Source organism: Bradyrhizobium shewense, from assembly GCF_900094605.1.
Lineage (GTDB): Bacteria > Pseudomonadota > Alphaproteobacteria > Rhizobiales > Xanthobacteraceae > Bradyrhizobium > Bradyrhizobium shewense.
Map to the genome: position 1 here is coordinate 186,382 of NZ_FMAI01000001.1, position 26,344 is coordinate 212,725.

Here is a 26,344-nt window from a genome sequence, read left to right on the forward strand (position 1 = left end):
ACTCGTTTCCCTCTATTCGAAAACGCAACCAAGCTGGTTAAGCGCAGGAAGGGTTTTGTCCTTTGGCGACAACTGAGCCTCTGAGGTTGTCACGGGCCACTTGATCCCTAGCGCCGGATCAGCCCAATAGATGCCACCGTCATGGTTCGGGGCGTAGACCTGGTCAACCTTGTACAAGACGACGGTCTTGGGCTGCAGCGTACAGAAACCATGCGCGAAGCCCTTCGGAATGAACACCTGCTCACCGCTTTCGCTATCCAGCTGGATTGCGATGTGCTTGCCGAAGTTGGGCGATGAACGCCGAAGATCAACTGCAATGTCGAGAATGGAGCCGGTCAACACCCGTATCAGCTTCGCCTGAGCGAACGGCGGGCGCTGGAAATGCAAGCCACGCACAGTACCGATCCGATCCGAACTGGACTGATTATCCTGAACGAAGTCATGGAGAATTCCCTTTGCTGCAAACGCCGATCGCTGGAACGTTTCACAGAAGTAGCCGCGGGCGTCGGAGAACCGATCTGGGCGAATTACTTTGACATCGGGGATTGCCAAGGATCGCAGTTCCAGCATTGGGCACCCTCCTCCCCGCCCTCATTTCGGATCGGGCTGGACGGGGTGGACTATAATCCCGACAGAGTTAATTCTCTGGTCGGCCAATCGCCTCTAAATACTCTCACTATTTTGACGAAACTATCGACGTGAGGTAAGGCATCGAAATATCTCGATTTTATCGCGGCGACCTAGAACGACAGCCCCCAATCCTATTTTTATCTGCACCCAGATTAATATATGCTCCATTTAATTTGGCAAGATGATTTTTATAAGATATATAATAATCTCGCCGCCCTGCGGGCCTCCTAAATGGACTTGCGGGCGGGCTGCCACAACGTGACCCATGGTCGGACAGGTACGTGATGCTTCAGAGTAATCTACTACAGACAGAGAGACTGCCATTGAGCGGACAGGGGCAGTTCGATCAAAAGGAAGACGGCGGGATCGGCGAGCTCATCAAGTTCGGGATAACCTTTCTCCGGCGTCAATACCTGATGATCGCGGTCACTGCCGCGCTCTCAACCGCGGCTAGCCTGCTCTACCTGCGATTGGCTCCGCCGACCTATAGCGCGCAGGTTCAGGTGCTGCTCGGCAATACCAGGGCACAGTTCGTCCAACAGCAGTCGCTCCTCACGGAGCCGGCCTTCGATGTAAGCCAGATCGAGACGCAACTTCAGCTGCTTAAATCCAGAGCTACCGCGGCGGCCGTAATCGAGCAGCTGAAGCTCGCTAATGATCCGGAGCTTAATGAAGCCGAGCCCTCGTTGCTTTCCTTATGGCAGCGGCTTCGGCCATCGGTGACGTCCCGCCCCAAAGATCGCCAACCCGAACTACAAGGACAGCCGTCGGAAGCAGTCATCGACTCATTCCTGGATAGGCTCTCAGCAAATCGCATCGGCTACAGCAACATAATCGAGATCAACTTCAACTCGAGCGACCCCGGCCGCGCGGCTGATATCGTCAACGCAGTGGCCAAAGCCTATGTCGCCGATCAGCTGGACGCGAAATTCGATGCCAATCGCAAGGCCACGAGCTGGTTACAGGAGAGACTGCGCGACCTGGGTGAGCAAGCACTAACTGCGCAACGTGCAGTTGATGCCTACAAGGCCCAAAACAACATCGTCTCATCCGACGGAAAGTCCATCGGCGATCAACAAATTACGGAACTTAACGCCCGATTGGCCGCCGCCCGTGCGCAGAACTCCGAGGCCAGGGCAAAGTTGACCCGCTATGAGAACCTGCTTGGCACCGATCCGGCAAAATCTACGTTGATCGTTGGTCTGGATGCCATCGGACCTGACGCCACGACTAGTTCGATCATCACTGCCCTGCGTCAGCAGTATCTCGAACTCTCGAGGCGCGAAGCGGAATTGTCGGCCCGCGTCGGTCGCGACCACCTCGCGGTGGTCAATGTCCGCAATCGCAAGCACGAGTTCAGCAACTCTATTTTCGAAGAAGTCAAGCGACTGGCCGGAATCAGCCGAAGCGAATTTGAACTCGCCACGCAGCGCCAGCAAGAAATTGAAAAACAGTTGGCGCAAGCCGTGTCGCAATCACGATCGACCAATTCTGCTGAACTGACGATCAAGGATTTGGAAAGCCGCGCAAAGGGCCTGCGGAACCTCTACGATACGTTCCTGCAGCGTTACGTAGGCTCGAGCCAGCAGGAGACATTTCCGATCACGGAGACACGGGTAGTCTTTCCTGCCTCGCCACCCCAGACCAAAAGCAAGCCGAAGACAAAGCTGGTGTTGGCGTTCGGCATCCTTGGCGGTTTGGCACTCGGCGTCGCCCTGGCGTTTGTCAGAGACGTCATGGACCGCGTATTTCGTACCTCCTCACAGATCGAAGCGGCGCTGGAAATACCGTGCCTATCCCTCGTACCGTTGCTACGAACTCCTACGGGATCGACAGGCCGGCCCTCACGGGCGGAAGACGATCCGAAGCAACGGACACTCTCGACTGTGCCGGCGATTCACCGTGCGGTTGTCGGCATGCCCCTATCCCGATTTGCGGAGGCGATTCGCTCGATTAAACTAGCCATCGACCACAATCCCGCGAAGATCTCCAACCAGGTCATCGGTATCACGTCGGCCCTGCCGAATGAGGGAAAGACCACAATTGCAGCCTCCCTTGCGCAATTGATCGCGCAAAGCGGCAAGAGAGCGATCATTGTCGATTGCGATCTTAGGAATCCCTCGCTCACGGCCAGCCTCGCACCCAAAGCACTCGCCGGACTGATCGAGGTCGCAAGCGGCAATCGCTCCTTGGAGGAAGCGATATGGCGTGATCCTCAGACCAACCTTTCGTTTCTCCCGGTCGTGCGGAAAGGACCCCTGATTCATACCAGTGAGATCCTTTGTGCCGAGACGATAAGCAGGCTGTTTGACCGTTTGCGCGCCAGCTACGACTACGTGGTCGTGGACCTCCCGCCATTGTCTCCTCTGGTCGACGTACGGGCCACAGCACCGCTGGTTGATTGCTTCGTTCTAGTTGTCGAGTGGGGACGGACGAAGATCGACGTCGTCCAACACGCTCTGCACACTGCACCGACGATCCACGAATCGCTCGTCGGTACGGTCCTTAACAAAACCGACATCAAGGCAATGGCTCGATATGATGCGAATCGGAGCGACTATTATGATGACAGCCACTACATCCGATATGGCTTGTCCGGATCCTGATGCTTCTTAGCGTCTCCTCCACAGGATCTGGAGACCGGCCGTCGCGAGAGATGTGAAAACATGACTGCTCCGCTCGCAATACTGGCTCTGCTCTTAGTCACTTCCTTATCATTCTTGTTGTCTGCAGATACCCTGGCGGTCGCGGTCACATCCGCGACCCTTGCGGCGGCAGCGTCAGCTCTAGCCGTCTTCCAGCCAGCCTCCACATTTACGCGGCTCGCTCGGCTGATGCGACCTCTTTTCGTCGTTGCGCTGGTTGTGCCGGGGGCCTGGATGGGTCTGCAACTGGTTCCGATCCCGTTTGGCGGATTCGGGAATCCCATCTGGGCGACGGCGTCGGCGACCCTGAACGAGCCAATCGCCGCAAGGTTCACCGTCGACTTCCGCGCAACCATGCTGTCACTGGCGCAGTATAACGTCATCGTCGCTACGGCGCTGGTGAGCGCCATCGTCTCCTTAGAGAGACAGCGTGCGGCACAGTTTCTTTACGCCCTCGTGGGTCTTACGATCCTCGTCTCCATACTGGCTATCCGGAGGGCAATTAGCTCCTCACATGATGTCCTGCCCGGCGCGAGTGCCGCCGCTGTGACGGACGCCATGATCGCAGCAACGCTGGGCGTCATCCTCTCAACGGCGATGGCTATCCGAGCGTTGGATCGGCTTCAGCGAAGGCAGCCACGTTCGGTGAAAGGCGCGATGACCAGCCTCTTGGCCGCCGTTCTCTCACTGATCTTCTCTATGGGAACGATCCTGATCTGTGCCGATCCCGCCGTAATCGTCGCTGCTCTGCTCGGAACTGGGACGTTGATTGCTATCGTAGCGATCCGGAAATGGTTCCTCGGATTCTGGGGGATAGCGGGCGCCATTGCAACTGCTTCAATCATTCTCGTCGCGAGTTTCACCGTCATTCCGATCAAGAAAAATGCCGACCTGACGATCGCTTTGTCGACGCAAAATCAGCCCGCAACTGAGCGGATGCTGCAGGATGTCCGCCCCCTCGGATCCGGCGCGGGAACATTTAATGCGCTCTTTCCGGTCTATCGAGACGTTAGCGCAGCCACTGTACGCGAGCGACCGACGGCTGCTGCAGCCATTGCCATCGAGATGGGGCGCGCGTTCCTCTGCGGGCTGCTGATTTTCACGATGGTGGCCGCCTGTACCTTGTTCAAACGTTCGCTGTCGCGGGGCTACGATTACGTCTTCCCGGCCGCCGGCGCCGGCGCCTCGATCTCGCTCCTGATCTTGCCGTTCGGCGAAGATGGCATGCTCGAGGTCAGCGTATCGCTTCTAATTGCTGCACTCTATGGCTTGGCGTTTGGACAAAGCCTGGCCTCGCAAGATTTTCCAGAAGTCGTCATTGGCAAACGTTCGCGGGGATGGTCGGGCTATTCGGCTGCGCTGCGGAATAGCTGGACTCGCATTGCATTGGGAGCCGTTGGAGCGGTGCTAATCGCTCAAGCAGCTTGGCTGACCTCGCAGTGGTGGCATTTCGGCGCCGGCCTCTCAACTGTCGGAGCCACTGTCGCGAGCGATGCGCTGACCGACAACGAAGTGGCACGAGCGGCATCAATCGGGCCGGGAAGCGAAGCCCTGCGTGCAGCGCAGCGATTTACGGCCGCGGCACCACCAAAGCCCGATGAACTTGACCTCCAACGCGGACAGAATGCTAATGCTACCCGTCCTTCAGCCGGGAGCGGGCTCACAAGAGTGCTGTATTGGTCACCACTTCGCGGCGACATCTGGCTCATGCTCGCGGCGGCTTCGAAGCCCAATTCGAGCCAGTCGGCAGCGATGCTCAGGATGTCGTACTATACTGCGCCGAATGATTTGGATCTGATGCCGTTAAGGGTATCCGTCGCGCTCGCTACAGATGTTGTGGTACGGGATCTTGAATTTCGTGACTTGATCAAGCGGGACGTCAGCCTCGTCGTTACGCATCGGCCCGCCCTCAGGCCGACGCTTGTGGCCGCGTACCGGTCGGCCTCAGCCGATGGAAAGATCTATCTCGAGGGCCTGATTTCGGAATTGGATCCGACGTATCTCGACAACATGCGCACGCGGAGTTCCCGACAGGGTTCTCGGTAAATTGCTCCGAGCGGCAGTGCGTGGCCAACAATCACCGAGACGATCGCGTCCCGTCCAAACAGGTGAGGCCTCATGCCCTCTCGGGGCTAAACGCCAGCAGTTCAGCGCAACTAGTGAAAACCGAGGGGCCGCATTCACGATCACCGAGACCAGCGACCGACGTGAACAATCATATCCCGGGCACGGCACGTGTAGGTCCCAAGGCTTTTGGCGAACAGGGGGACCAAGGATTCTTGCGACAAAGGGCAGCGGCGCGGTGCATTTAAATGTCGCAAGGCACGACTTTCCACTTGATAAATTAGATTATTTAATAATATATTAAATATTAAATATTGGATGCCGGCAATGAATTTCGTAAACCGACATTTCCCCGATCGGGAGGTTACGGAGCGTGTCGGTCCTGGGCCGGCAGTACCCGGCCAGCACAAATGGCCTCTCCGTTACGACTCGGTCGAATACGTGGTGGTCTGTGCGGATATTGCGACCATTTTATTTGCGGGCGTCGTCTCCACATTGCTGTACCGGCTCCAAAACGGGCAAGCTGAGGGGGACCATGGCAACGCATTTGGCTTGGCGCTGGTCAGTGCAGCTTGCGTTGCTTCCGTGCTGAAGGCTCAAGGTCTTTATCGCCCGATTGAGCTCCTCGTCCTCAAAAACCAGGTTCGGGCCGTCTGCGTGACCTGGGCGTCATTGCTGCTCTTAATTTGGGCCGCCGACGGCTTTGCAATTCGTCCGGGCGCATCTCAGCAAGCGGGCCCGCTCTTCGCCATCCTTGGCCTAGGGTTGCTTGTAGCCAAGCGGTGGGCTGCCAAGTCGCTGCTGATACGAGGTCTGAGCAAAAGAAGATTTGCCAGCACGAATATCGTTCTAATCACGGACCAGCCGCTTTCGAAGAATGCCGGCCTGCCGGAAACCTTGGCTATGCATGGGTATTGCGTCAAGGGACGGTTCAGCCTGCCGCCGGTTGGGTTCGGTCCCGCCGGACGCAAGCGGCTCACGTCTCGCGTAATCGACCACATTCGCAACGCGCGGCTCGACCAGGTGGTGGTCGAAGCCAGCCCGGAGCGATGGCCCGAGCTTCGGGCATTTGTTGCCGAGTTGCGGGTATTGCCGTTTCCGGTGATATTCGTGCCGGTGGGCGCAACAGCCGAATTGCTTCGACATCCCACGCGCAGCCTTGGAAGTGCCGTTTGCTTGGAACTGCAGCGCGGTCCCCTTACCCCGTTCGAGTGCGCGACCAAGCGAATCATTGATATTCTTGGCGCGGGGCTCGCCTTGGCGATATCCGCACCGCTGCTTGCGCTTGCCGCAATCGCAATCAAGCTGGACTCTGCCGGCCCCGTGTTCTTCCGACAAAAACGCTGCGGTTTTAATGGTCGGACATTCTTGATCCGCAAATTTCGGACCATGCACGTGCTCGAGGACGGCAGCGTGATAGTTCAGGCCACCCCCGTCGACCAACGCATCACCCGCGTGGGCAAATGGCTGCGTCGAACTAGTTTCGATGAACTGCCGCAACTGCTGAATGTGCTCGAGGGCAGCATGTCGCTGGTCGGTCCGCGTCCCCACGCCTTGGCCCACGACGGACAGTTTGACAAGCTCGTGCGAAACTACGCGTTTCGCCGCAGGGTCAGGCCAGGACTGACCGGATGGGCCCAGATCCACGGCTGCCGCGGCGCAACACCCACAGCGTCCATGATCGAAGCACGTGTACAATACGATCTCTGGTACATCGACAATTGGAGTCTTCGGCTGGATCTCGCAATCGTGTTGCAGACTCCGATGGAGGTCTTGCGGGGCCGCAACGCCTACTAGGCGCGATCCCCGCTCAAAGCGCCAAGGTGCGCCAGCCCGCTGGCGCGGCGATGCTTCACGCCCGCTGCCGAAGCTTCGGAGCCGCTGCCCCTATGCGAAACTCCTCGATCCGTCGGCCGGATTTCATGGCAGCAACCAACCACCGCGGCCGCTTGCCACGTCCTGACCAGGTTTCAGAAGTCTGGGGGTTGCGATATTTAGGCAGCACGCGCGGATATTTGCGCCTCTGCTTGCCGGTCGGGGAGACGGCCGGTCCGCCTGTTTCGAACACGGCCATTCCCCCTCCGAGAACCGCCAGGCGCTTCTCCAGTTCCTGCTTTTCCGCCTTAATCCGATCCGACAAAATGCCGCTAATTTCCTCATGAAGCGACCATAGATCGTCCAGAGACATCGCTTCTAGTTCGAGCTTCTTGGTCGACATGCTAGCATCCTGTAGTTGCGCCCATTTAATATTGTCCCGGTCGGCTAATCAAGAACCAAGTGGTCAGCTTAAACAAAAATATGTGGAACCGAACGGCAAGTTCGTGCTCCACATAACTGCGCCGCCGGTTCTAATCAAGACAAAAAAATGAACTTATCCGCTCAATTTAATAGCGACCAAAGTAACATTACGCGCCTTACGTGCACCGATGCCCCGACTCAAGTGAAGAACGACACGTTAAGCCGGGCCTGGGATCAATCTGCCATGCCGCGCTTTCGACAAATGTGAACGGCACCCGAGGCCGCGTTGCTTCGTTCTTAGTAAAATACGACCCTGAACCCTCGGCAACCTGGAGCTTACGACTGCGATACCCTCAGCGCGAGCCATCGCAGCCGGATTTGCGGCTTTAAAGCCTGGATATCAATCGATCTTGCCGCGGGAGCGATGAACCGGCTGATCGCTTCCTGAAGGCGCCCCAGAGGGCAATCGATAACATCCAAATGCTTCTCGCCGGACCGCATTAAAAACTAATAAAAATAATCCTCGCAATAAATAATTAAATAATATATTATTATTTATTGTCACGCCAATTTGAAAGACCAGCCTTGGACCTATCCGTATTTGCCGCTCGAAAACGATACTCGGCGTGGAGCGACAAGGTAGTCGGGAGCGTGGGTTGAACGGTGACGAGAATGCTATGCGAAGGCAAGATCTCGAAGCCATGGATTTTGAAGAACTATGGCTCCTCCACGAGGAGCTAACAAAGATTCTTGCTGAAAAGATCACGGCCGAAAAGCGGGAGCTGGAGAAGCGCCTGGCGCAACTCAATCAACCGGAACAGGTCGGTGGGCCCGAAAGCGGGGCGGCAGAGATGGGCCTAGGCCAGCCTCCCCGCCGCAAATATCCAAAGGTCGTACCGAAATACTTCAACCCGCTCAAACCGACAGAGACTTGGTCTGGGCGTGGCAAACAGCCGCGCTGGCTGGTCGCCGCGCTACAATCAGGGCACACATTGGAGGAGTTCAGGATTCACGAGAACGGTGAAGCCTCCAACCAGAATGCTGGTGGTCAGGGGCATTGATAGCCCTGCCACTGCAAATCCCCGCATGCGCGAAATCGTTAGATTCACGGATCCGGAAGCTGGCACTCGCTCGGAACGCGGCCAATTGAAAGCGTTCGCTTCGGAGCCGCCTCCCTAACGGAGGAGCTTGTGATTTTAGGCCTTCCCTGTGCGCACCGCGACGGCCGCCTTCAACAGAAACTGCAGGGTTCCCATCCTCGGCAGAGACCACAATCCACGCCGGCGCGCAGTGGGTTGGATGGGGTCATTCGCCACCTTCCGGTAGTTTCCGAGATCCAGCATCATCATTGCGAGGAAGGGCACGCGTGTGGCCGGAAATCGTGCTTGCATCAACTGTCGCATGAACTGCAGACGGGGAATCAGCCGAGAGCGCAACTCTTGCGGAATCTCGACGCCAAGCAACTCAGCAAGAGCAAACAGCTGGGTTTCAACCGCGTTCTTCATCAATTCGCCCGAAACAAGAGAGGCAAGCTCTTTCCAATCCAGGCCCTCGGCAGAATTGCTCATATCGCGCAATTCAACAAGGTGCCGCAGGTCGAGGTCGCCCAGCCAATAACCGTAGTCTTGAAATTGATCATGGATGATCAACATGAGCGCCCGGTAGGTAGGCGCGGGGATATACACGCGTCCGCGCCCCAGCGGCGCGGGCACACAATGGTTCAGCGGGTGCCCGAAGCTCCGGTAGAGGTACGCAGGACCTGGAGCTGCCCGCTGCAGGTCGATGGTCCCGACATCCTGCGAGCGATTCAGCTCGACATGCCATCTGTGGCTTTCGGGAGGGGTCTCATAGTCAACATCGTAGCCAATTGCGCATAGAGCGGAGACTGCCATTCTGGCTTCGTCCGGCATAACCATAATGTCCAGGTCGGACATTAGCCGAACGCCTCGTCGCTCTTCAGGTGCGGTCACCAGCGTCGATGCCCCCTTGAGCATGATTGGCGTAATTCCCAGGTCGTTCATCGCAACGACGGCTTCTTCGAGTTGAGCGACGAGCCGATTGTTGCGCAGCACGTTTCGGCCGTGGATCTGGCGAATATACCCGCAGACGTCCTCCGACAGGATCGGTGCAAATTTGTCGACAAAATCGATGAGCGCCGGTGTCGTCAGGGTCTGATTTGCGAGCCCGATTACGGACGTCCATTCGACATCGACAGGTGGCATGCCTTGCAGGCAATTGCAGAGGCTCGTCAGCGCCGCGCTATGCCTTGCCATTGCATAGATCCATAAGCACGCGGCGAGCCTCCACGGCCTCGCAATAGTTGAGTTGAAGCGATGGCGCGCCCGCGACGATCCGCTTCAAAGCGAAAAAGCCGGCCTGCGAAAGTCTTCCGTCAGCAGCAAATCCGTTGTCGATGAGCCGCTTCATCGAATCCAGTTGATCTATCGCGGTTAGTTCGGCCGGACCGCTGGCGACACGGTTCAAGAAGATGATCCAGCTTGCGGAAAAGCTTTGGTGGTACGCATCCGCAATGGGTACGTATCGCACCAGAACACCGTCGGAGCGGCAATGCGTCGCGTCGTACCGGCCGCCATGTAGTCGCGAGAGCAAGTCCCACGATCCCTCCTTGAGGGTGAGAGCAAACGGGATGCCGCAGATCGCTCCGTCAGCGCCCACCAGCGCAACGTCATCGCCGGCGTACCGAAGTCCGGCATCCACCAGCTGCAATGTGAGGGTAGACTTTCCAGCTCCCGGTTGGCCGCACAACAATAGGCCCATACCGTCCTTCACAAGAGAAGCGGCATGAAGGGAGAAGGTCCAGCGATCGCTTCGAATAAGCCGCTCGGTGATGTGAGCTTTGATCGTTGGGGCAAGCGCTTCGACTTGACATCTGGAGATGCTGGAATCCTCTCCGCGCAAGAGCACTTGCTCGTCCAGCATCATTGCCTCGATCGCAATGTCGTCGTCGCCGCCGGCGTTCTGGTCCGAAACACAAAACAGCGAACACAGCCGCCTCAAGAGATCCCGATTTGCAGCCCGGACCCCTATTCGGTGCCGGCCTAGTATCGCTGAGAAGGCAAAATCGGTCGGCATTCGCCAGTCGACCTCGAGCAACGCTCGATCGATCCAGACATCTACGACCTGTCGGGTGAACTGGCGCGCGGTCTGCTCGTCAATACCTAGCGTCCCAAGCCCCTTACAAGTGTCTTCCAGAGAGGCGCCTTGCGCCAGCTTACACCAGATGAATGCCCCTACTCGGTCCAGTTCAAAGATCTTCTGCCCTGCTTCGCTGAAGAGCATTGATCGACCGTCCAGCAGCGCGAACACTGCATCCGAAGCTGGTCTCAACACCATCTCTGCCGACGATCTTTCCAGCACGGCTCCAACCAATGTGAAGAAATCTGCCTCGTTGCGACGAGGCGACGACAGCGCCCGGGATGCTAGCGTCGCGGAGCCACGAAGTTCAATCTGAACCGTCCGCGGCGCGGCAATTCCCGTCTGCCGGGCGCAAGTGACCCAATCGGTCTCGTTTCGAACGACAATCCGGTCCGGCATGCCACAGCTGGCCGCCCCTACCCCCTCCCTCCGGAGAAATGTTCAACACCTGCTCTCAAAGAAAGCGCGCTCGCGCTCGACCGATGAGCATCCAGGAGGTACCGATAGGCTTCGCGATCGGCACTGCGTTCTCGCAGAATGCGCTCCTTCTCGCCAATACCTACCAATTCGGCACGCATCTGGGCCAACTGCGGCGCATCGGGGGCGAAATCGTACTCGCTAAGAGTTAAATCCCACATTGTCTCCTCCAGCCGAACGAAACCTGGACGAGCTTAGCTTACGTGATCGGCGGCAATTAACAACGATATTTACAGCAGTACCATATAATCAAAATTTATTTCATATTTGAACCGAACCTAGCCACCCGTTACCAAAGCTAAATGGCGGCGCGCACCGAACTGATGGCAGGTGGTGAGGGATGGGCTGATCGTGCGAAGGGCCCGACCTTTTCGATGACGACATCCCGCCGCGACAGCCCGCAAAATAAATCGGTCTAGAGTCGCAAACCGGACCGACAACACGAATTTAATTGCGCATTAAATGTAAAAAGATAATGTTAACGAATTGCGTGAGGGGGAGTGAGACCAGTGATCCGGTTGGCTGATCTGTCCGTCAAGAGGAAGATATTGGCTTCGTTGCGAGCAGAATATTTGGCACGAAGCCGCAGGGATTTGGACATGCTAATTGTGAGGGGCCTCCCAGAAGCCTTCGGTTGAAGCCGAAGCCTCATTTCATAGGCCTGCCGGGCCAAAGCCGGCGGTATCCCGAGAATTCGCCAAGCAGGAATCCGGTCGGTTGGAGAAGCGTCGTCACGAGCAAGCCGCCCTTTGCTCGACAACGACCCCGGGTGCGATGCCCCCCAAGTAAACCCGCACCGACGAGAGCGCACTCCAGCCGACCGGCCCCTTTTTCAGCAGTATGTTTCTGGGAGGCTCACATGGGTATGGTCATGGTCGAGTGTCCGCAAACGGGTCGCGCGATTCCTACCGGCATCAAATCCGATCGCGAGACTTTCCTGCGGAGCATTGTGTTTTTCGGCAATACCCGTTGCCCAATCTGTGAGGCCAATCATAACTGGTTCGCCCGCGAGGCCTGGGTCGAAGAGTCAATCGTCCGGACGGTGGATATCCTTCGTGCGGCTCCTTCGCGCTGATGCAAATGCCAAGGCCGTTTCATAGAGCGCGTCCAAATTCCCTTTTCCGATGCGAGCATTTTGGTGCAATGCACTAGAGTGCTCGAAAATATTTCTGCGTATCGTCGTAAAGCGAACGGACGGCTCCGGGATCCATTGCTTAAAAGTTATTGGCACGTCGTCACAAATTCGATCTTCCCGTCACGGATTCGGCAAGGCCTGTTGGGGTGTTATAGTGAGTAGTGGGGTTTGCAGCCTGGCTGTTCTGCATCATACAGCGATCGAGCTCGTTAACCTGCTCGCTCAATTGAGGCGGCTCCGGGAGAGAGTACGAGGGGCGGAAGCACGGCGCTCGGGAGACAGACGGCAATCGGCGTCGCGTGCACGAAGGCCCCGAGCAACGAGATATCGCACGCGAACGATTCCCGAGTCAGTGCAATTCTGATCGCCATGCTGGCTGAATCAAAGCCCAGCATGGATGCGCAAGGCCTATTCACCGCAAGCGTGCCGTGTCCTCTCTAGCCCGCTTTCGACAGGCGCCGGCTCCACTTGCCTTCGATGGACTTTCTTTGATCTACCGGCGCACACATCGCGCCCACGAGAGCGGAGGCCATACGCGCCACTTGCACAGCGGCATACATCGCAGGCTTGAACCCTGATTCCGGCTTTCATCACGACTAAAGCCGCATCACAACAGACGGCGCAGAGCGCGTTAGCGCGAGTCCGATCGAGCTTTCCAGTTTCCTCGCTTCATACTTCCGGCTTCGTTGGACGGAACACATCGACGACTTTGGAACCGCTGGCTGTGAAGTGGCTCACATTGCGCAGGGCAATATACGTGTATCCGTCGTGCTGGGTGGACATGGCAGACGGAGATGCGCATGAAACGCCTCATGCTCTCGCTCATTGCAGCCTTGGTTCTCGCCGGTACGGCCACTGGCGTGCTCAGATCGCACGCACTGTTCCATTTCGGTCAGAGAGGCATGCCATCCATCCAGGAAATGCAGACGGCTCAGGCGGGCAAGCTCCCCGAACAGGAGATGCAGGACCGCTCTGTCCTGTTTGCGAAAGAACCGGCTCAGTAGAGCGCACCGTCCGCTCTCAGCTGTCCCGTTTTACTCGGCCGCCGCGGTTGCGGGTTGCGGCCGTCCGTCGTTCGGTCCGGTTCGCGCCTTCTCCTCGTCGAGCCAGAGGCTGTGGTGTTCGCGCGCCCAGTTGACGTCGACCTCGCCTGAGCCCATCGCCTCGAACGCACCTTCCATTCCGATGGTGCCAATATAGATGTGCCCGATCATCGCCGCGACAAACAATACGGCCACGATGGAGTGGACGATCTGGGCCATCTGCATGGCCTCAATCCCGGTCATATAGAACGGGAACATCAGCGCGTACCCCGTGATTGCAACCAGACCGCCGCCGATCACGACGATCCAGTAGATCATCTTCTGGCCGGCATTGAAGCGATAGGCCGGCGGATGATCGTGACCGATCAGGCCGCCGCCGCGCCTGGCCCAATCGACATCCACCTTGTTCGGGATATTGCCGCCGATCCACATCAGGAAGATCAGGACGACGCCGATGGTGAACGGGAAGCTCAGATAGTTGTGGGCGTACTTTGCCCATTGCGACCATTCGGAGAAAGCTTCGAAGCCGATCAGCGGCAGCAGCAATGGCCGGCCGAACGTGATGTTCAGCCCGGAAATAGCCAGGACAATGAAGCAACTCGCAGTCATCCAGTGCACGAAGCGTTCAAACATGTTGAAGCGCACGATGGTGCGGCCCGACCGTCCGGCTTGGAGACGTACCATCCCGACGGTGAGATAGAAGATCACAATGATCGCGATCATGCCAAGGATGGCAATGCCCCCGACCCAGCGCAATGTCACGTTGCGGAACTCACGCCATTCCCGCCCCTGCGGCTGCTCGAGAACGCCCGACCGCTGATCGGGAATGCTGACGCGACCCTGGATCCGGTTGAGCTCCTGCAAAAGCTGCTGCTCCTTGACCGCACTCGCGGTCGGATTGACCTGCTGAGCACTTGCGGGCGCCGCCATGACCAAGAGGAGCAGCGCGCACGCGCTGAAAGCCAGGCGAATGATCCTTTCAAATGACGCCATCACGTCCTCCCGGTGTTGTGCGCCCTTCGGCTGTCCATTTCAGGACTCGATTGTCTCGCGATACGCGGTCTTCCAGCCCCACGCGCCCGAGCCGTAGCCGCGCTTCATGACGCGCTCCTTGTAGATCTGGGCAATGATCTCGCCGTCGCCCGCAAGTAACGACTTGGTCGAGCACATTTCGGCACACAGCGGCAGCTTGCCCTCGGCGAGGCGGTTGGCGCCGTACTTCTCGTATTCCTCCTTGCTTCCGTCGGCCTCCGGGCCGCCGGCGCAGTAGGTGCATTTGTCCATCTTGCCGCGCGAGCCGAAGTTTCCGACCTTCGGATATTGCGGCGCGCCGAACGGACAGGCGTAGAAGCAATACCCGCAGCCGATGCACAGATCCTTGGAATGCAGCACCACGCCATCGGCGGTGGTGTAGAAGCAGTTCACCGGGCACACCGCCGCGCAGGGCGCGTCGGTGCAATGCATGCAGGCCATCGAGATCGAGCGCTCGCCCGGCTTGCCGTCATTGATGGTGACCACGCGGCGCCGGTTGATGCCCCAGGGCACCTCATGCTCGTTCTTGCAAGCAGTGACGCAGGCGTTGCATTCGATGCAACGATCGGCGTCGCAGAGGAATTTCATACGTGCCATCGTCGTTGCTCCTTATGCCGCCGCGATCTGGCAAAGCGTGACCTTTGGCTCCTGCATACCGGTCGCGGGATCGTATCCGTAGGTGGTGATGGTGTTCGCGCTTTCGCCAAGAACGATCGGATCGGTCCCCTTCGGGTAGGCGCTGCGAAGATCCTTGCCTCCCAGCCAGCCGCCGAAATGGAAAGGCATCCAGGCGACGCCCTTGCCGACGCGCTCGGTGACGAGCGCCTTCATCCTCGCCCTGGAATTGTTCTCCGCGCCCGTGACCCAGACCCAGCCGCCGTCCTTGACGCCGCGATCGGCAGCATCGGCCGGATTGATCTCGATGAACATGTCCTGCTGCAGTTCGGCAAGCCACGGATTGGTACGCGTCTCCTCGCCACCGCCCTCATACTCGACCAGACGGCCCGAGGAGAGGATGAGCGGGAACTGCTTGGCAATCCCCTTCTCCACGGCAGCCTTCTGCACCGAGAAGCCGATATTGGGCATGCGGAACTGCTTGGCATCGGGCAGCGTCGGATATTTCTCGACGAGGTCGACGCGTGGCGTGTAGATCGGCTCGCGATGGACCGGAATCGGATCAGGCAGGCCGAACGCGTTCATGCGAGCCTTGCCGTTGCCATAAGGCACGCAGCCATGCTTGAGCGCAACCCGCTGGATGCCGCCCGAGAGATCGAGCGACCACGACACCGAATCCGGAGTGGTCGGATTGACCTTCATGATAGTGGCCATCTCCGCTTCGGTGAGATCGCTGTCCCAGCCGAGCTTCTTCAAGCTCGCCAGCGTAAATTCAGGATAGCCGTCCTGGATCTCGGAATCCTTGGAATAGGATTTGTCGGCCAGCATGCTGACCTTGCGCGTGGTTCCGTCCGGCAGCTTCTCCTCGCGCTCGATACCGAAGCGTGGTCGGAACGTGCCGCCGCCGTCCATCACCGCGAGATTGGTGTTGTAGAGCAGCGGCGTGCCGGGATGCCTGACTTCCGGCGAGCCCCAGCACGGCCACGGCAGGCCGTAATAATCGCCGCCGACCTCGGGATCGTCCTTGGGCGCGCGCATCGTCAGCATGTCGAACTTCGCCTGGTTCTTCATGTGCGCCTTGAGCCGCTCCGGCGACTGGCCGCAATAGCCGGTCGACCAGCTGCCGCGGTTCATCTCGCGCAGCACATCTTCTGCTTCAGGCAGGTTGTTCTCGACCTTGATCTTCTTGAACATCTGGTCGGCGAAGCCGAGCTTCCTGGCCACCAGATAGATGACCTCGAGGTCGTCCTTGGATTCGAAGATCGGCTTCACGATCTGCTCGCCCCATTGCAGCGAGCGGTTCGAGGCGACGCGCGATCCCTTGCACTCGAATTGCGTGGCCACCGGAAGAATGTAGATGCCATCCTTGCGGCCAGCCTCCACCGCCAGCGACGCCCAGGTCGTGGGATGCGGGTCGGCAATGACAAGCAGATCCAGCGCCTTCAGGCCCTTGAGAGACTCCGGAATGCGCGTGATGCTGTTGCTGGCGTGTCCCTGAACGAACACGGCCCGCACGTTGTCCTTCTGAGCAATTTGATCTTTCGGCAGCGTCACCGCCTCGAACCAGCGGGTCAGCGGAATGCCGGGAGTTTCCATGATCTGCTTGGAATCAAAGCGCGACTTCAGGAACTCGTAGTCGACTTCCCAGACCCGCGACCAGTGCTTCCAGGCGCCCTCGGCAAGGCCGTAGTAGAACGGCAACGTCACGATATCGAGCCCGACGTCGGTCGCGCCCTGCACATTGTCGTGGCCGCGGAAGATGTTGGCGCCCATGCCCTGCCCGCCGACATTGCCGGTCATGAGCAGCAGGATGCAGCTCGCCCGCACATTGGCGGTGCCGACGGTCTTCTGGGTCTGGCCCATGGCCCAGATCAGCGTCGACGGCTTCTCGGTGGCGAACATCTTGGCCACCCGCTTGAGCTGTTCGCCGGGAATGCCGGTGACGCGCTCGACCTCTTGCGGATTCCATTTCTCCACCTCCTTGCGGAGATCGTCGAAGCCGTAGACGCGCTGCTTGATGAATTCCTTGTCCTCCCAGCCGTTCTGGAGGATGTGCCACATGATGCCATAGAGCACCGGAATGTCGGTGCCCGGACGCATCCGCACGAATTCCGTCGCGTGCGCGGCGGTGCGCGTCATGCGCGGATCGATGACGATGAAGTTGGCCTTTTGCAGCTCCTTGCCCTCGAGCAGGTGCTGCAACGAAACCGGATGCGCCTCGGCCGGATTGCCACCCATGATCATCTGGGTCTTGGCATTGCGAATATCGTTGTAGCTATTGGTCATCGCGCCGTAGCCCCAGGTGTTGGCGACGCCGGTGACGGTGGTGGAATGGCAGATTCGTGCCTGATGGTCGGTGTTATTGGTGCCCCAGAACGCCCCGAGCTTGCGGAACAGATACGAGCCTTCATTGGTCATCTTGGCCGAGCCGAGCCAATAGACGGAATCCGGTCCGGATTTTTCGCGAACCTCGAGGATCTTGTCGCCGATCTCGTTGATCGCGGTGTCCCAGGAGACGCGCGTCCATTGCCCGTTCACGAGCTTCATCGGATAGCGCAGACGCCGCTCGCTGTGCACCAGCTCGCGCACGGAAGCGCCCTTCGCGCAATGAGATCCGCGATTGATGGGGGACTCCCAGGTCGGCTCCTGGCCGATCCAGACCCCGTTCAATACCTCCGCGGTCACGGTGCATCCGACCGAGCAATGCGTGCAGATGCTCTTCTTGACGGCGGCGCCGGCGGTCAGCGGACCCGCCACGGCCGCTTCCGCCTTGCGCACGCCTGAAACCGGCAGGGTGCCGAGTGCTGCGAGCGCGCCACCCGCAAGACCGGACCGGCGGAGGAAGGCGCGGCGATCGAGACCGATAGTCTGGCTTGCCAGGGTGTTCGCGACGGAGCCGCGGCGATCGGAACGCTGGTGAGTTCGCTTGATAAGCACGGGCGGCCTCCCTCTCAAGCCGGGTAGCGATTGACGCGGTAATAGGCCTTCACGTGGTCGGATTCCTTGTAGCGCGCCTTGCGCTTCTCATCGTCGTTCTCGCTGTCCGCTTGCGCGGAGCCGACCAGCGGCGTCGCGAGCGTCGCGCCGGCGCCGACCGTGCCGATGCCGACCTTGCGCAAGAAATCGCGGCGTCCGACCCTGGCTTTGGTTTCCTCACTCATCGCGTTTCTCCCGGACCGACGCGCGTCGATCAGTTGGCGAATGTGAATGCTTCCGTCTCGATCCCGATGAAGGTGCGACCGAGCGCGCCGACCGTCCGATAGAAACGGGCGTTCCCGGCGCTCTCGATGTCGGCGAACAGCCGCCCCATCCAGGGCGACACATGTTTTTCGAAGAAGGCGCGCTGGGCATCGGGCGAGACGCCGAACTGTCCGTCGGCAAGGCCCGACATGATCTCGCACAGGATGGCGGCGGAATCCTCGGGTTCGGAATTGTTGGCAACCCGCTCGATGCCGAGCCCCGCCAGGTCCGCACGCAGGCGCGACAATGGCCGTTCGTTAAGGAAACCGGTGAGATAATAGGAGGCGTAAGGCAGCAATTCGCCGCGACCGAGCCCCACGAAGAGATCGAAATATTCGCGCTCGACCTTCGCTGCGACGGCGCTGGAGGCGGCGTCGGCCAGCATCGCGTGCGCGCGCCCGAGCGGCGTTGCGTCACCGGCCAATGCGGCAAGCTGCTCGAGCAATCGTCTCGACGGCGGCGCGGACAGCAGCATTGCCAGCAGCGCGTATTCCTGCGCACGCGCAGCATCGACGGGATCGACGAGCTCTGGGGAAACGGCTTGTTCGCTGTAGAGATCGGGCCGCAGGTCGTTGCGAGGCACGCCGGTGGCGGTCTCGACCGCAATCACCCGTTGTGCGGGCACGCGCGTCCAGTTCGAGACGGACGGCTGGCTGATGCCGATTTTGCGCGCAAGCGGGGCGATGCCGCCTGCGGCATCGATCGCGCGATCAAGCCCGTCATCACGCACGTGGACCTCCCATCCAAGAGTCCCGTCTGCTGATTTTTTCTTTTCTAACAAAGCACTAAGGAGAAGCGTAATCCCGGTTCCACGAACCGTCAATCGCTCGCCCATAGCCCCGGCCTATAGTCTTTGGTCGTGCTGCTCAGTGCGGCAGTGCACCCCCGTGCGTACGCGGCCTGACGGGCTCGGCAAACTCCGCGGATCTGTCCGCCACCGTCGCTTGCGCTGCAACAGGGATCGCCTTGTATTCCGGCTCGACCGGCGGCTCGACGACGTCGGATACGGCTGTCGTATCGGCTTGATGCAATTGCACTGAAGAATCCGCGGTTTCAATCGACGCCTCGGGGAGAGACCGGACTGCCTCACGCACCCCGCCGACGATGCGATCGACGAGTGCGGCCAGTTCCTCCGAAGAGCAATCGAGCGGCCCAAAACCCGGCATCGCGGTCGGGTCGTTGAAGTCCCACGCATTCTCCGCGAGCCCGATGAAGTCGCGAATGGCGGGATCGGCCGCCCAGGCGCGGCGAAGGGCCGCACGGCTCAACTCCTGCGGAATACCCTTGCTCAGGAAGGCGGTGACGTCGGTCGCAGCGTTGATCTCGTCGATCGACGGCAGGCTCGAGAGATCGACCTCGCTCTCGTCGTCCTTGGCCTCGGACCCTAGCGTGGGCTGCGCCCCGACAGGCTTCGCCGGTTCCGCCTGCGACTCACGCTTGCGGCGTGACCAGCGTGCAAGGAACTCCTCGTCGCTCATTCCTGTCCGCCTTCATGTTCGCGGCGCGCCAGCGCCTCCGGGTCGGCGCGGCGCCGCTCGCGTTTGACGAATTCCCGCTCGACATGGTGCTCGGCCACGAACCTTTCAATGACTTCGCGCAGCACCTCCGGCATCGGCACGGCCTCGACGAGATTGTCGGCGGCTTCGGTAAACCCCTCGCCCTCCGCGGGATCGGCGGTAACCGCGGTGATGGCATAGGGCCAGGTGCCTTCCGAGGGCGACAGCACAATCCAGATGCTCGGATTGCCGGAGGCGAGATTGTCGCGATAGCGCGCAGTCTCGGACGGATAAAGATCCACGGCCGCGCTTCCGGCATAGAACAGCGTCGTACCGTCCTGCTCGCGAAGCACGCTCCAGGGTCTTGTGGCCGGCTCGTCCGGCAGGACGGCGATCCCACGCCAGACGAAATCGACCCAGGGGGAGTCGGCCTTGCGCCGCTCGACCACGACGCCGATGGTAATGGACAGCAATGGCAGCGCTGCCGGGCTCATGTCACCATCTCCAGGCGTTTCACCGGCAGCCCGGTCAGCAGATTCTGCGGCTTCAACCGCAGCTTCTGATCCGCCGTCATCGACAAAATCAGGTAGACCGGCTCGTCCCTGACATCGTCGAGCGCGCGGCTTGAATCCGCAAAGGTCAGCCGGAACAATGCGAGTAATCGATCGGCGCTGGGCTGATCGAGTTCCTCGCCATGCCAGAGGCGGTCGCCGAGCCTGGTGGCGTCGGCATCAAGCCCGACATACCAGCTGAGCTTCGCATCCTGCAACGCGCGCAGCGGCTCGATCACGACGTCGATGCCAAGCAGATGGGAGATCCAGCGCGTCATCGCCTGCGCCAGCGCGGCTGGTCCGCGTCCGCCGGCAGTGAGGTCAAGGGCCATGTCGAACTGGTCGCTGCGCTGCCAATAGGCTCCGACATTCTCCTCGCTCAACACGTCGACCACCGCATCGGTCGTGGCGCCCAGCATCGACATCAGCGAGAGCACCGGAGTTGGGCTAATTCCGCCGACGATCTCCTCGTCGCCGAGCAGCAGGGCCTGCTCATGCGGCAGAATCCGCTGGGCCCGGAAGAACAGTTCGGCCGCGCGCAGCACGAACGGATCGTCGCAACCGTCGAGCGCATTGCGCAGGATAACGTGCACGAGCTGATTGACGAACAGCGGCGGCAGATCGTTCGCGCCTGCGCGCACCGTTGCAAGATAAGCGGCTTCGAGCGTCGGATGCCGCAACAGGAGATCGCGAAAGGCCAGCACGAACTGCCAGTTCTCCCGGGCGTCGGGATCGGCAATACCGGCGATTTCGCCGGTGCTGACCGGTTGGCGCGGATCAGAGAGCAATTCCCGGTGCAGCCGGCGTTCGACCGGACACCCATCCTCCGGCGGCATCAGCTCGGGACGGGCAAAATAGGCCTTGAGGAATTCGTCGGTAACGCGGAGCCCATCGCCCTCGTCGCGATCGAGCAGATGATGGCCGCAGGCAATCCAGAAATCGTTCATCTGGCGGTTGGCCTCCGGCCCAGATCCACAAGCTTGAGATTGCCGTCAGGCTCGATGTCGTCCTCCATTTCCATGAACGAGAACGCCTTGCCGTGCCCCTGCCCTTCGCGCAGTTGCAGTCGGCGGAAGGACTCGCGAACCTCGCCGTCGCTTACGGCCCGGTGCACCGCAACAAGGGAGCTGATCGGATGGCTGCAGAGCGACTGCGAAAACGCCACCTCCTCTTCTGCGGCGCTCTTCGCTGTCGCCATATCCGGCGCGCCGAAACGATCGACCAGTTGCCCGGCAAGGAGATCGACCAGGCTGCGGTAATCGTCCTCGGTCGCCGGAACGATCTGCGCCAGCGTCGACCAGCCCCAGGACTGCACCCCGAGGAAACCGCCGCGGAAAGCCGCGCGCGCCTTGCCCTCGAGCTTCGCAGCATCGCAATCCCAAAAGCGGAAAACGCCGGAGACGGCCCATTCACCCGGCTCCGCCGCCACGTCGAACACGAAGGTGTCGGAGGGATCGAGCGCGATGGTACGCAGGAGCTTCACAGCCGCGGTCCTCCGCGTACCGGATCGAGCCAGGATGGCGCCGCGAGCGCCTGCACGAGGTCGCCACGTTCGATCGCGCCCGCACCAATCCGGCGCGTCAGCAGATCGCCGTGATCGTCGATGCGCTGAATGGTCTGCCGTTCACGGGGCATGCGGGAAAGATATTCGCGCGCGACGCCGTCAAAACCGTCCGCCTGCCAGCCATCGAATGCCAGCATCAGGTGCCGGGCAAAGCTCTCCGTGATCTGCGCCGCGCCGGCCTCCCCAAAACCTTCCTGGTCGAGTGCCGAAGCGAGGGGATGAACGCCCGGCTCGTCGTCATTCATGGCGACCGTCCGGATCATCGCGCCGAACACCAGCCATGGGGGCGGCTCCTCCTCGATGGCCGCGGAAGGCCATCCCATGCGGCCGCCGCCGACCAGGCCTCCGTTGATCCTGACGGCGTCCGGCCAGCCGATCGCGATCGGCTGGCTCGGCGGCGCGTAGGCGCGCAGGGCATCGGTGAGCGCAACCATGCCGGCGTAGAGCGCGCGCCGCGCGCTCCGCAGCGGCTCGGCCGGCTCGAGCACCACGGCGAACTCCGCCAGGTCAAAGCGCCCGACATAGACGAGCGTGCCGGCGCCACTCTCCGGTGCAATGCGGCATGCGTGGGCAAAAGCGTCGCCACTCTCGCGCAACCGCACCAATGTGAACGGCGGCGGGAGGTCGATCGGTTCCGCCAGGGAAACGTGGCTCACTGGGATCGACGGCAGGCCGTCCTCCGCTTTCCTTTTCTTCCCGGTGGATAATGTCTATACGAGGCGAAGGGCCGGCGCGAGTCCGTCGTCGGCGTCCGAATGGCGGAGGGGTCGACCTGGAACAGCCATCGAAGACCGTCCTGATCTGCTCGTGCGAAGACACGATGCGTCTCGACGTGGCCACGATCCGGCGAGGATGCCCCAACAGCGAGATCAAAGGCTTTCGCCATCTCTGCGGCGCCGAGCTCGATCACTTCCGTAACGCGGCCGCCGCTGGCGGCGCGCTGACGGTGGCTTGCACGCAGCAGGCGGCGCAGTTTGCCGAGGAGGCCGGCGAACGGCCTGATGCGATCAGCTTCGTCAACATTCGCGAAACGGCCGGATGGTCGCGAGACGGCGTACGGGCCGGTGCGAAAATGGCCGCCCTGCTCGCATCCGCCTCCATTCCGGGCCCGGATTATCCGCTCGTCACCTTGTCGAGCGAGGGCGTGGTCCTGGTCTACGGGCGCGATGAGGCTGCGATCGAGGCAGGCCGCCTGCTTGCGGATCACCTCGACGTCACGGTGATGCTGAAGCAACTCGATGAGATGGTGCCACCCGCTGCAACGGTCTTCCCGATCGTGAAGGGCACGATCCGCTCCGCGAAGGGACATTTCGGCGCCTTCGAGCTTGCGATCGACGATTATGCGCGTCCCCGCCCCTCTTCGCGCGATCGCTTCGTGCTGGACGCACCGCGAAGCGGGGTCACCTCGCGCTGCGACATCGTGCTCGACCTTTCCGGCGGAATGCCGCTGTTTCCTGCCCACGAGCTGCGCGACGGCTATCTTCGCGCAGATCCCAACGATCCCGCCGCGGTGCTTCGCGCCGTGCTGACCGCGCGTGATCTCGTCGGCAGCTTCGACAAGCCGAGATATGTTGACGTTACGCCCGGTCTTTGCGCCCATTCGCGCTCGAACCGCACGGGGTGCCATCGCTGCCTCGATCTCTGCCCGACCGGGGCGATCACGCCCGCCGGCAATCACGTCGAAATTGATCCGAACATCTGCGCGGGCTGCGGCCAATGCGCTGCCGCCTGCCCGACTGGCGCTGCATCTTACACGTTGCCGCCCGCCGATACGCAGCTTCAAAGACTTCGCGCCATGCTGCTCGCCTACCACGCGGCCGGCGGCGCCAACGCGGTGCTGCTGTTCCATGACGGCTCGCACGGCACACCGTTGATCGAAGCTCTGGCACGACATGGCGACGGTCTTCCCGCGAACGTGCTTCCCTTTATCGTCAACGAACTTACGCAGGTCGGGCTGGAAGCGATCGTCGGCGCATTCGCTTATGGTGTAACAGCCGTGCGCTATCTGCTGCGCGCAAAGCCGCGCCACGATGTGACCGGACTATCGCAGACGATCGGCATGGCCGATGCGATCCTTGGCGGTCTCGGATTTGAGGGCCAGCGCGTCGCCACGATCGAGACCGACGATCCTGACGCCTTCGGCAGCCATCTGACCGGCATCGGCCCGCTTGCGGCGGTCGCAACACCGGCGACCTTCAAAACCGTCGGTAAGCGGCGCGACCTCCTGCGCTTCGGCCTCAGCGAGCTGCATCGTCTTGCGCCAAAGCCGGTGGACGTGATTGCGCTGCCGCAGGGCGCACCAGTCGGCGCGATCAGCGTCGACACGGACGGCTGCACGCTGTGTCTCTCGTGTGTCTCCGCCTGCCCGACCGGCGCGCTGCGCGACGACCCCGAGCGGCCCGTGCTGAAATTCATCGAGGATGCCTGCGTGCAGTGCGGACTGTGCCAGACCACCTGTCCGGAAAAGGTCATCACGCTCAAGCCGCAGATCGATTTCCGCGCCGCCCGCGCTCCCGCCGCGGTCATCAAGGAAGAGGAGCCCGCGCTCTGTGTCCGCTGCGGCACGGCCTTCGGCGTCAAAAGCACGATCGACCGCATCGCTGCCAAGCTCGAGGGGCGGCACTGGATGTATCCCGCCGGCGACAAGCGGATCGAGGCGCTCAGGATGTGCGCCGACTGCCGCGTCATCGTCATGAGCGAGCAGCAGTTCAATCCATTAAAGGGCGTTCCCGAACGAACACCGCCGCGAACGACGGACGACTACCTACGTCAGCGCGAGGGCAAGGACTAGACAAGACCACCAGACATCTACGCAGGGGCAGGCAACCAGGGGAAGCATCACCATGTCTCGTTTGATCACAGCTCTGTCGACGTGCTTGATCTCCATCGCTTTCGCCGGCGCAGCGGCCGAAGCTGCCGCTCCTCCACTGACCAAGGCACAAAAGGTTGCCGTGAAACAGGCGATCGTGGCCTGCAAGGCCGAAGCCAAGGGCAAGAAGGTCGCATGGCTGTCGCGCCGGAAATACGTCAACCACTGCGTTGCGGAAGCGCTGAAGGAGCACCCCAGCATCGACGTCATCCAGCTCCTCAAGCAGCATCCGGAGATGAGAGATCTCCCGATGGACAATTGGGATTCAACCTGAGGTGCGCTATCGCGACGTCGCGCGGCCGAGGAAGTCGGTCAACGCGCGGCGATCCTCGGCCGAGCCGATGCGCTGCTCCGGCATTTTGGTACCGGGGGTGTAGGCATTCGGTCCAACCTCGAACAGCTTTGCGACCGTCTCCGGCGTCCAGACGATGTCCATCGTCTTCAGGGCATCGGAAAAGCGGTAGCCCGGGAGCGATGCGATCTTACGGCCAAACAATCCGGCAAGCGTCGGGCCTGCGCGCTGGACCTCCTTGTCCGACAGCGTGTGACAAGCAACACACGCCCGAAATACATCCGCGCCATGATCGCCCGCATAGGCGACGAGCGGATCGGCCGGCGTTCCCACAAGGTTCGAACCAATGGGATCACCGGTGCGCGCGTTCCAGCGCCTGATCCTGCCGTCCGCGCCTCCCGTCATCAGCGTCTCGCCATCCGGCAGGAAGGCGACCGACCACACCGGGGCCCCCGGCCCGACCAGCGTTCGCAGCAGGCTGCGCGACTTGCGATCGATGATCGCCACTGTGCCGCCGATGCCGGCCGCGGCAATCAGCTTGCCGTCGGCCGACATCGCTAAGGCCACCACTGGTGTTGGGCCGGCCGATACCTCGCCGCTGACCTTGCCGTCCGTGGTCAGCATCCGCAACATGCCGTCGACCGCGCCTGTGACAATTTCACCATCCGGCGCCACGGCCACGGCGTTGAGCGGCGCCGGCAACTTCACGATTTCGGGCTGGCCATCCGGCAAACGCCAGATGCGCAACGTAAGATCATAACCGACGCTGACAATCGACCCGCCGTCCGGCGTGAAGGCGACGCCGTTGACGTTCTGCGAATGCCCTTCGAGCACGCGCGACACGCCGTCCGACAGCGACCAGAGGCGCACCGTCCGATCCCATGAAGCCGATGCGAGCAGCGCGCCGTCGGGAGAGACCGCAAGTGCGACGATTGGACCGACGTGTCCCTCGAACACCCGGTCCGGCTGCCGCCGGCCCGCCATCCAGACCGCAATTCGTGCATCGGCACCCGCCGTGACCATGCGGCCGTCGTTCAGAAAGGCGACGGCATTGACCGCATCAGCATGATACCGCAGCACCTCCTCCGCTGTCTCCGCCTTTAGCGACCAGCGAATGGCGGCTGAGTCGAAGCTGCCGGACAAGAGGCCGTTCCCATCGGGGGAAATAGCAAGCGCCCGCACGGGGCCGCCGTGTCCCGCCATGTCGGCGTGCACGGATGACACGGCCAAGATGGCCCACAAGGCCGCGGCGCCGCCCGCGCAGAAAGGTAGTCTCATTGACCCTCGCCGCGTCACG

24 protein-coding genes are annotated in these 26,344 nt (G+C 60.8%); 8 read left to right on the forward strand and 16 right to left on the reverse strand.

The annotated features are described in order from the left end of the window. Positions 1-12: 12 nt before the first annotated feature. Complete coding sequence (rfbC, locus tag GA0061098_RS00770; RefSeq protein WP_091952429.1) at positions 13-570, reverse strand: dTDP-4-dehydrorhamnose 3,5-epimerase; 558 nt, start codon at positions 568-570, stop codon at positions 13-15. Positions 571-953: 383 nt separating this feature from the next. On the opposite strand from rfbC, the gene GA0061098_RS00775 reads away from it, so the two are divergent. The 3 genes from GA0061098_RS00775 (at position 954) to GA0061098_RS00785 (ending at position 7,136) form a co-directional block, all read left to right on the forward strand. Next, positions 954-3,236, forward strand: a complete 2,283-nt coding sequence (locus GA0061098_RS00775; RefSeq protein WP_245323121.1) for an AAA family ATPase — start codon at positions 954-956, stop codon at positions 3,234-3,236. A gap of 273 nt (positions 3,237-3,509) precedes the next feature. Beyond that, positions 3,510-5,321 (forward strand): hypothetical protein, encoded by a 1,812-nt coding sequence (locus GA0061098_RS00780; protein WP_091953829.1) that lies wholly within the window; start codon positions 3,510-3,512, stop codon positions 5,319-5,321. A 345-nt stretch (positions 5,322-5,666) separates the two neighbouring features. After that, on the forward strand, positions 5,667-7,136 hold the full coding sequence (locus GA0061098_RS00785; protein WP_091953832.1) for an exopolysaccharide biosynthesis polyprenyl glycosylphosphotransferase: 1,470 nt from the start codon (positions 5,667-5,669) through the stop codon (positions 7,134-7,136). Positions 7,137-7,191: 55 nt separating this feature from the next. Here the strand turns inward: GA0061098_RS00785 and GA0061098_RS00790 are convergent, their stop codons facing one another. Further along, the gene (locus GA0061098_RS00790; protein WP_038948925.1) at positions 7,192-7,557 is read right to left on the reverse strand and encodes an H-NS histone family protein; all 366 of its coding nucleotides are present in this window, start codon (positions 7,555-7,557) and stop codon (positions 7,192-7,194) included. Between the two features lie 697 nt (positions 7,558-8,254). On the opposite strand from GA0061098_RS00790, the gene GA0061098_RS00795 reads away from it, so the two are divergent. Further along, the gene (locus GA0061098_RS00795) at positions 8,255-8,638 is read left to right on the forward strand and encodes an H-NS histone family protein (protein ID WP_028143632.1); all 384 of its coding nucleotides are present in this window, start codon (positions 8,255-8,257) and stop codon (positions 8,636-8,638) included. Between the two features lie 135 nt (positions 8,639-8,773). Here the strand turns inward: GA0061098_RS00795 and GA0061098_RS00800 are convergent, their stop codons facing one another. From GA0061098_RS00800 to GA0061098_RS00810, 3 genes are read right to left on the reverse strand one after another with little or no spacing between them, the layout of a single operon-like run. Continuing rightward, positions 8,774-9,850 carry a nucleotidyltransferase family protein gene (locus tag GA0061098_RS00800; RefSeq protein ID WP_245323122.1) on the reverse strand — a complete coding sequence of 359 codons (1,077 nt, stop codon included), beginning with the start codon at positions 9,848-9,850 and terminating at the stop codon, positions 8,774-8,776. After that, positions 9,837-11,132, reverse strand: a complete 1,296-nt coding sequence (locus GA0061098_RS00805; protein WP_245323123.1) for a serine/threonine protein kinase — start codon at positions 11,130-11,132, stop codon at positions 9,837-9,839. Before GA0061098_RS00805 ends, GA0061098_RS00800 begins: the two co-directional genes overlap by 14 nt. Before the next feature lie 17 nt (positions 11,133-11,149). Continuing rightward, positions 11,150-11,371, reverse strand: coding sequence for a hypothetical protein (locus tag GA0061098_RS00810; protein ID WP_245323124.1), 222 nt, complete (start codon positions 11,369-11,371; stop codon positions 11,150-11,152). A 698-nt stretch (positions 11,372-12,069) separates the two neighbouring features. Here GA0061098_RS00810 and GA0061098_RS00815 point away from each other — a divergent pair. Together GA0061098_RS00815 and GA0061098_RS00820 are read left to right on the forward strand one after the other, a co-directional pair. After that, the gene (locus tag GA0061098_RS00815) at positions 12,070-12,285 is read left to right on the forward strand and encodes a hypothetical protein (RefSeq protein WP_091952435.1); all 216 of its coding nucleotides are present in this window, start codon (positions 12,070-12,072) and stop codon (positions 12,283-12,285) included. An 860-nt stretch (positions 12,286-13,145) separates the two neighbouring features. Then, a complete protein-coding gene (locus GA0061098_RS00820) occupies positions 13,146-13,349 on the forward strand; it encodes a hypothetical protein (protein WP_245323125.1) in 204 nt (67 codons plus the stop codon). Positions 13,350-13,379: 30 nt separating this feature from the next. Here GA0061098_RS00820 and GA0061098_RS00825 read toward each other — a convergent pair whose 3' ends face one another. From GA0061098_RS00825 to GA0061098_RS00870, 10 genes are all read right to left on the reverse strand, one after another. After that, positions 13,380-14,381 carry a formate dehydrogenase subunit gamma gene (locus tag GA0061098_RS00825; protein WP_091952440.1) on the reverse strand — a complete coding sequence of 334 codons (1,002 nt, stop codon included), beginning with the start codon at positions 14,379-14,381 and terminating at the stop codon, positions 13,380-13,382. A gap of 39 nt (positions 14,382-14,420) precedes the next feature. After that, positions 14,421-15,017, reverse strand: a complete 597-nt coding sequence (gene fdh3B, locus GA0061098_RS00830) for a formate dehydrogenase FDH3 subunit beta (RefSeq protein ID WP_007592757.1) — start codon at positions 15,015-15,017, stop codon at positions 14,421-14,423. A 12-nt stretch (positions 15,018-15,029) separates the two neighbouring features. Next, positions 15,030-17,972: a formate dehydrogenase subunit alpha gene (locus GA0061098_RS44660; protein WP_091952441.1), complete on the reverse strand. Its 2,943-nt coding sequence runs from the start codon at positions 17,970-17,972 to the stop codon at positions 15,030-15,032. Positions 17,973-17,986: 14 nt separating this feature from the next. Continuing rightward, positions 17,987-18,196, reverse strand: coding sequence for a twin-arginine translocation signal domain-containing protein (locus GA0061098_RS00840; RefSeq protein WP_091952442.1), 210 nt, complete (start codon positions 18,194-18,196; stop codon positions 17,987-17,989). 29 nt (positions 18,197-18,225) lie between these two features. Beyond that, positions 18,226-19,005, reverse strand: coding sequence for a molecular chaperone TorD family protein (locus GA0061098_RS00845; protein WP_091952443.1), 780 nt, complete (start codon positions 19,003-19,005; stop codon positions 18,226-18,228). A 136-nt stretch (positions 19,006-19,141) separates the two neighbouring features. Continuing rightward, a complete protein-coding gene (locus GA0061098_RS00850) occupies positions 19,142-19,753 on the reverse strand; it encodes a DUF3306 domain-containing protein (protein ID WP_091952444.1) in 612 nt (203 codons plus the stop codon). Next, entirely contained in the window at positions 19,750-20,265 is a 516-nt protein-coding gene (locus GA0061098_RS00855; protein WP_091952445.1) for a DUF3305 domain-containing protein, read from the reverse strand. The genes GA0061098_RS00850 and GA0061098_RS00855 overlap by 4 nt, the downstream gene beginning before the upstream one ends. Beyond that, positions 20,262-21,269 carry a DUF6352 family protein gene (locus tag GA0061098_RS00860; RefSeq protein WP_091952447.1) on the reverse strand — a complete coding sequence of 336 codons (1,008 nt, stop codon included), beginning with the start codon at positions 21,267-21,269 and terminating at the stop codon, positions 20,262-20,264. The genes GA0061098_RS00855 and GA0061098_RS00860 overlap by 4 nt, the downstream gene beginning before the upstream one ends. Next, complete coding sequence (locus GA0061098_RS00865; protein WP_091952448.1) at positions 21,266-21,805, reverse strand: DUF6505 family protein; 540 nt, start codon at positions 21,803-21,805, stop codon at positions 21,266-21,268. The genes GA0061098_RS00860 and GA0061098_RS00865 overlap by 4 nt, the downstream gene beginning before the upstream one ends. Next, positions 21,802-22,548, reverse strand: coding sequence for a biotin/lipoate--protein ligase family protein (locus GA0061098_RS00870; protein WP_091952449.1), 747 nt, complete (start codon positions 22,546-22,548; stop codon positions 21,802-21,804). Before GA0061098_RS00870 ends, GA0061098_RS00865 begins: the two co-directional genes overlap by 4 nt. Before the next feature lie 158 nt (positions 22,549-22,706). Between GA0061098_RS00870 and GA0061098_RS00875 the strand changes: the two genes are divergently transcribed. Both GA0061098_RS00875 and GA0061098_RS00880 read left to right on the forward strand, forming a co-directional pair. Continuing rightward, positions 22,707-24,677: a 4Fe-4S binding protein gene (locus GA0061098_RS00875; protein WP_091952450.1), complete on the forward strand. Its 1,971-nt coding sequence runs from the start codon at positions 22,707-22,709 to the stop codon at positions 24,675-24,677. Positions 24,678-24,729: 52 nt separating this feature from the next. Next, the gene (locus GA0061098_RS00880; protein WP_245323126.1) at positions 24,730-25,029 is read left to right on the forward strand and encodes a hypothetical protein; all 300 of its coding nucleotides are present in this window, start codon (positions 24,730-24,732) and stop codon (positions 25,027-25,029) included. Positions 25,030-25,035: 6 nt separating this feature from the next. On the opposite strand, the gene GA0061098_RS00885 is transcribed toward GA0061098_RS00880, so the two are convergent. Beyond that, positions 25,036-26,325, reverse strand: a complete 1,290-nt coding sequence (locus tag GA0061098_RS00885) for a c-type cytochrome (RefSeq protein ID WP_165637139.1) — start codon at positions 26,323-26,325, stop codon at positions 25,036-25,038. Positions 26,326-26,344: the final 19 nt, after the last annotated feature.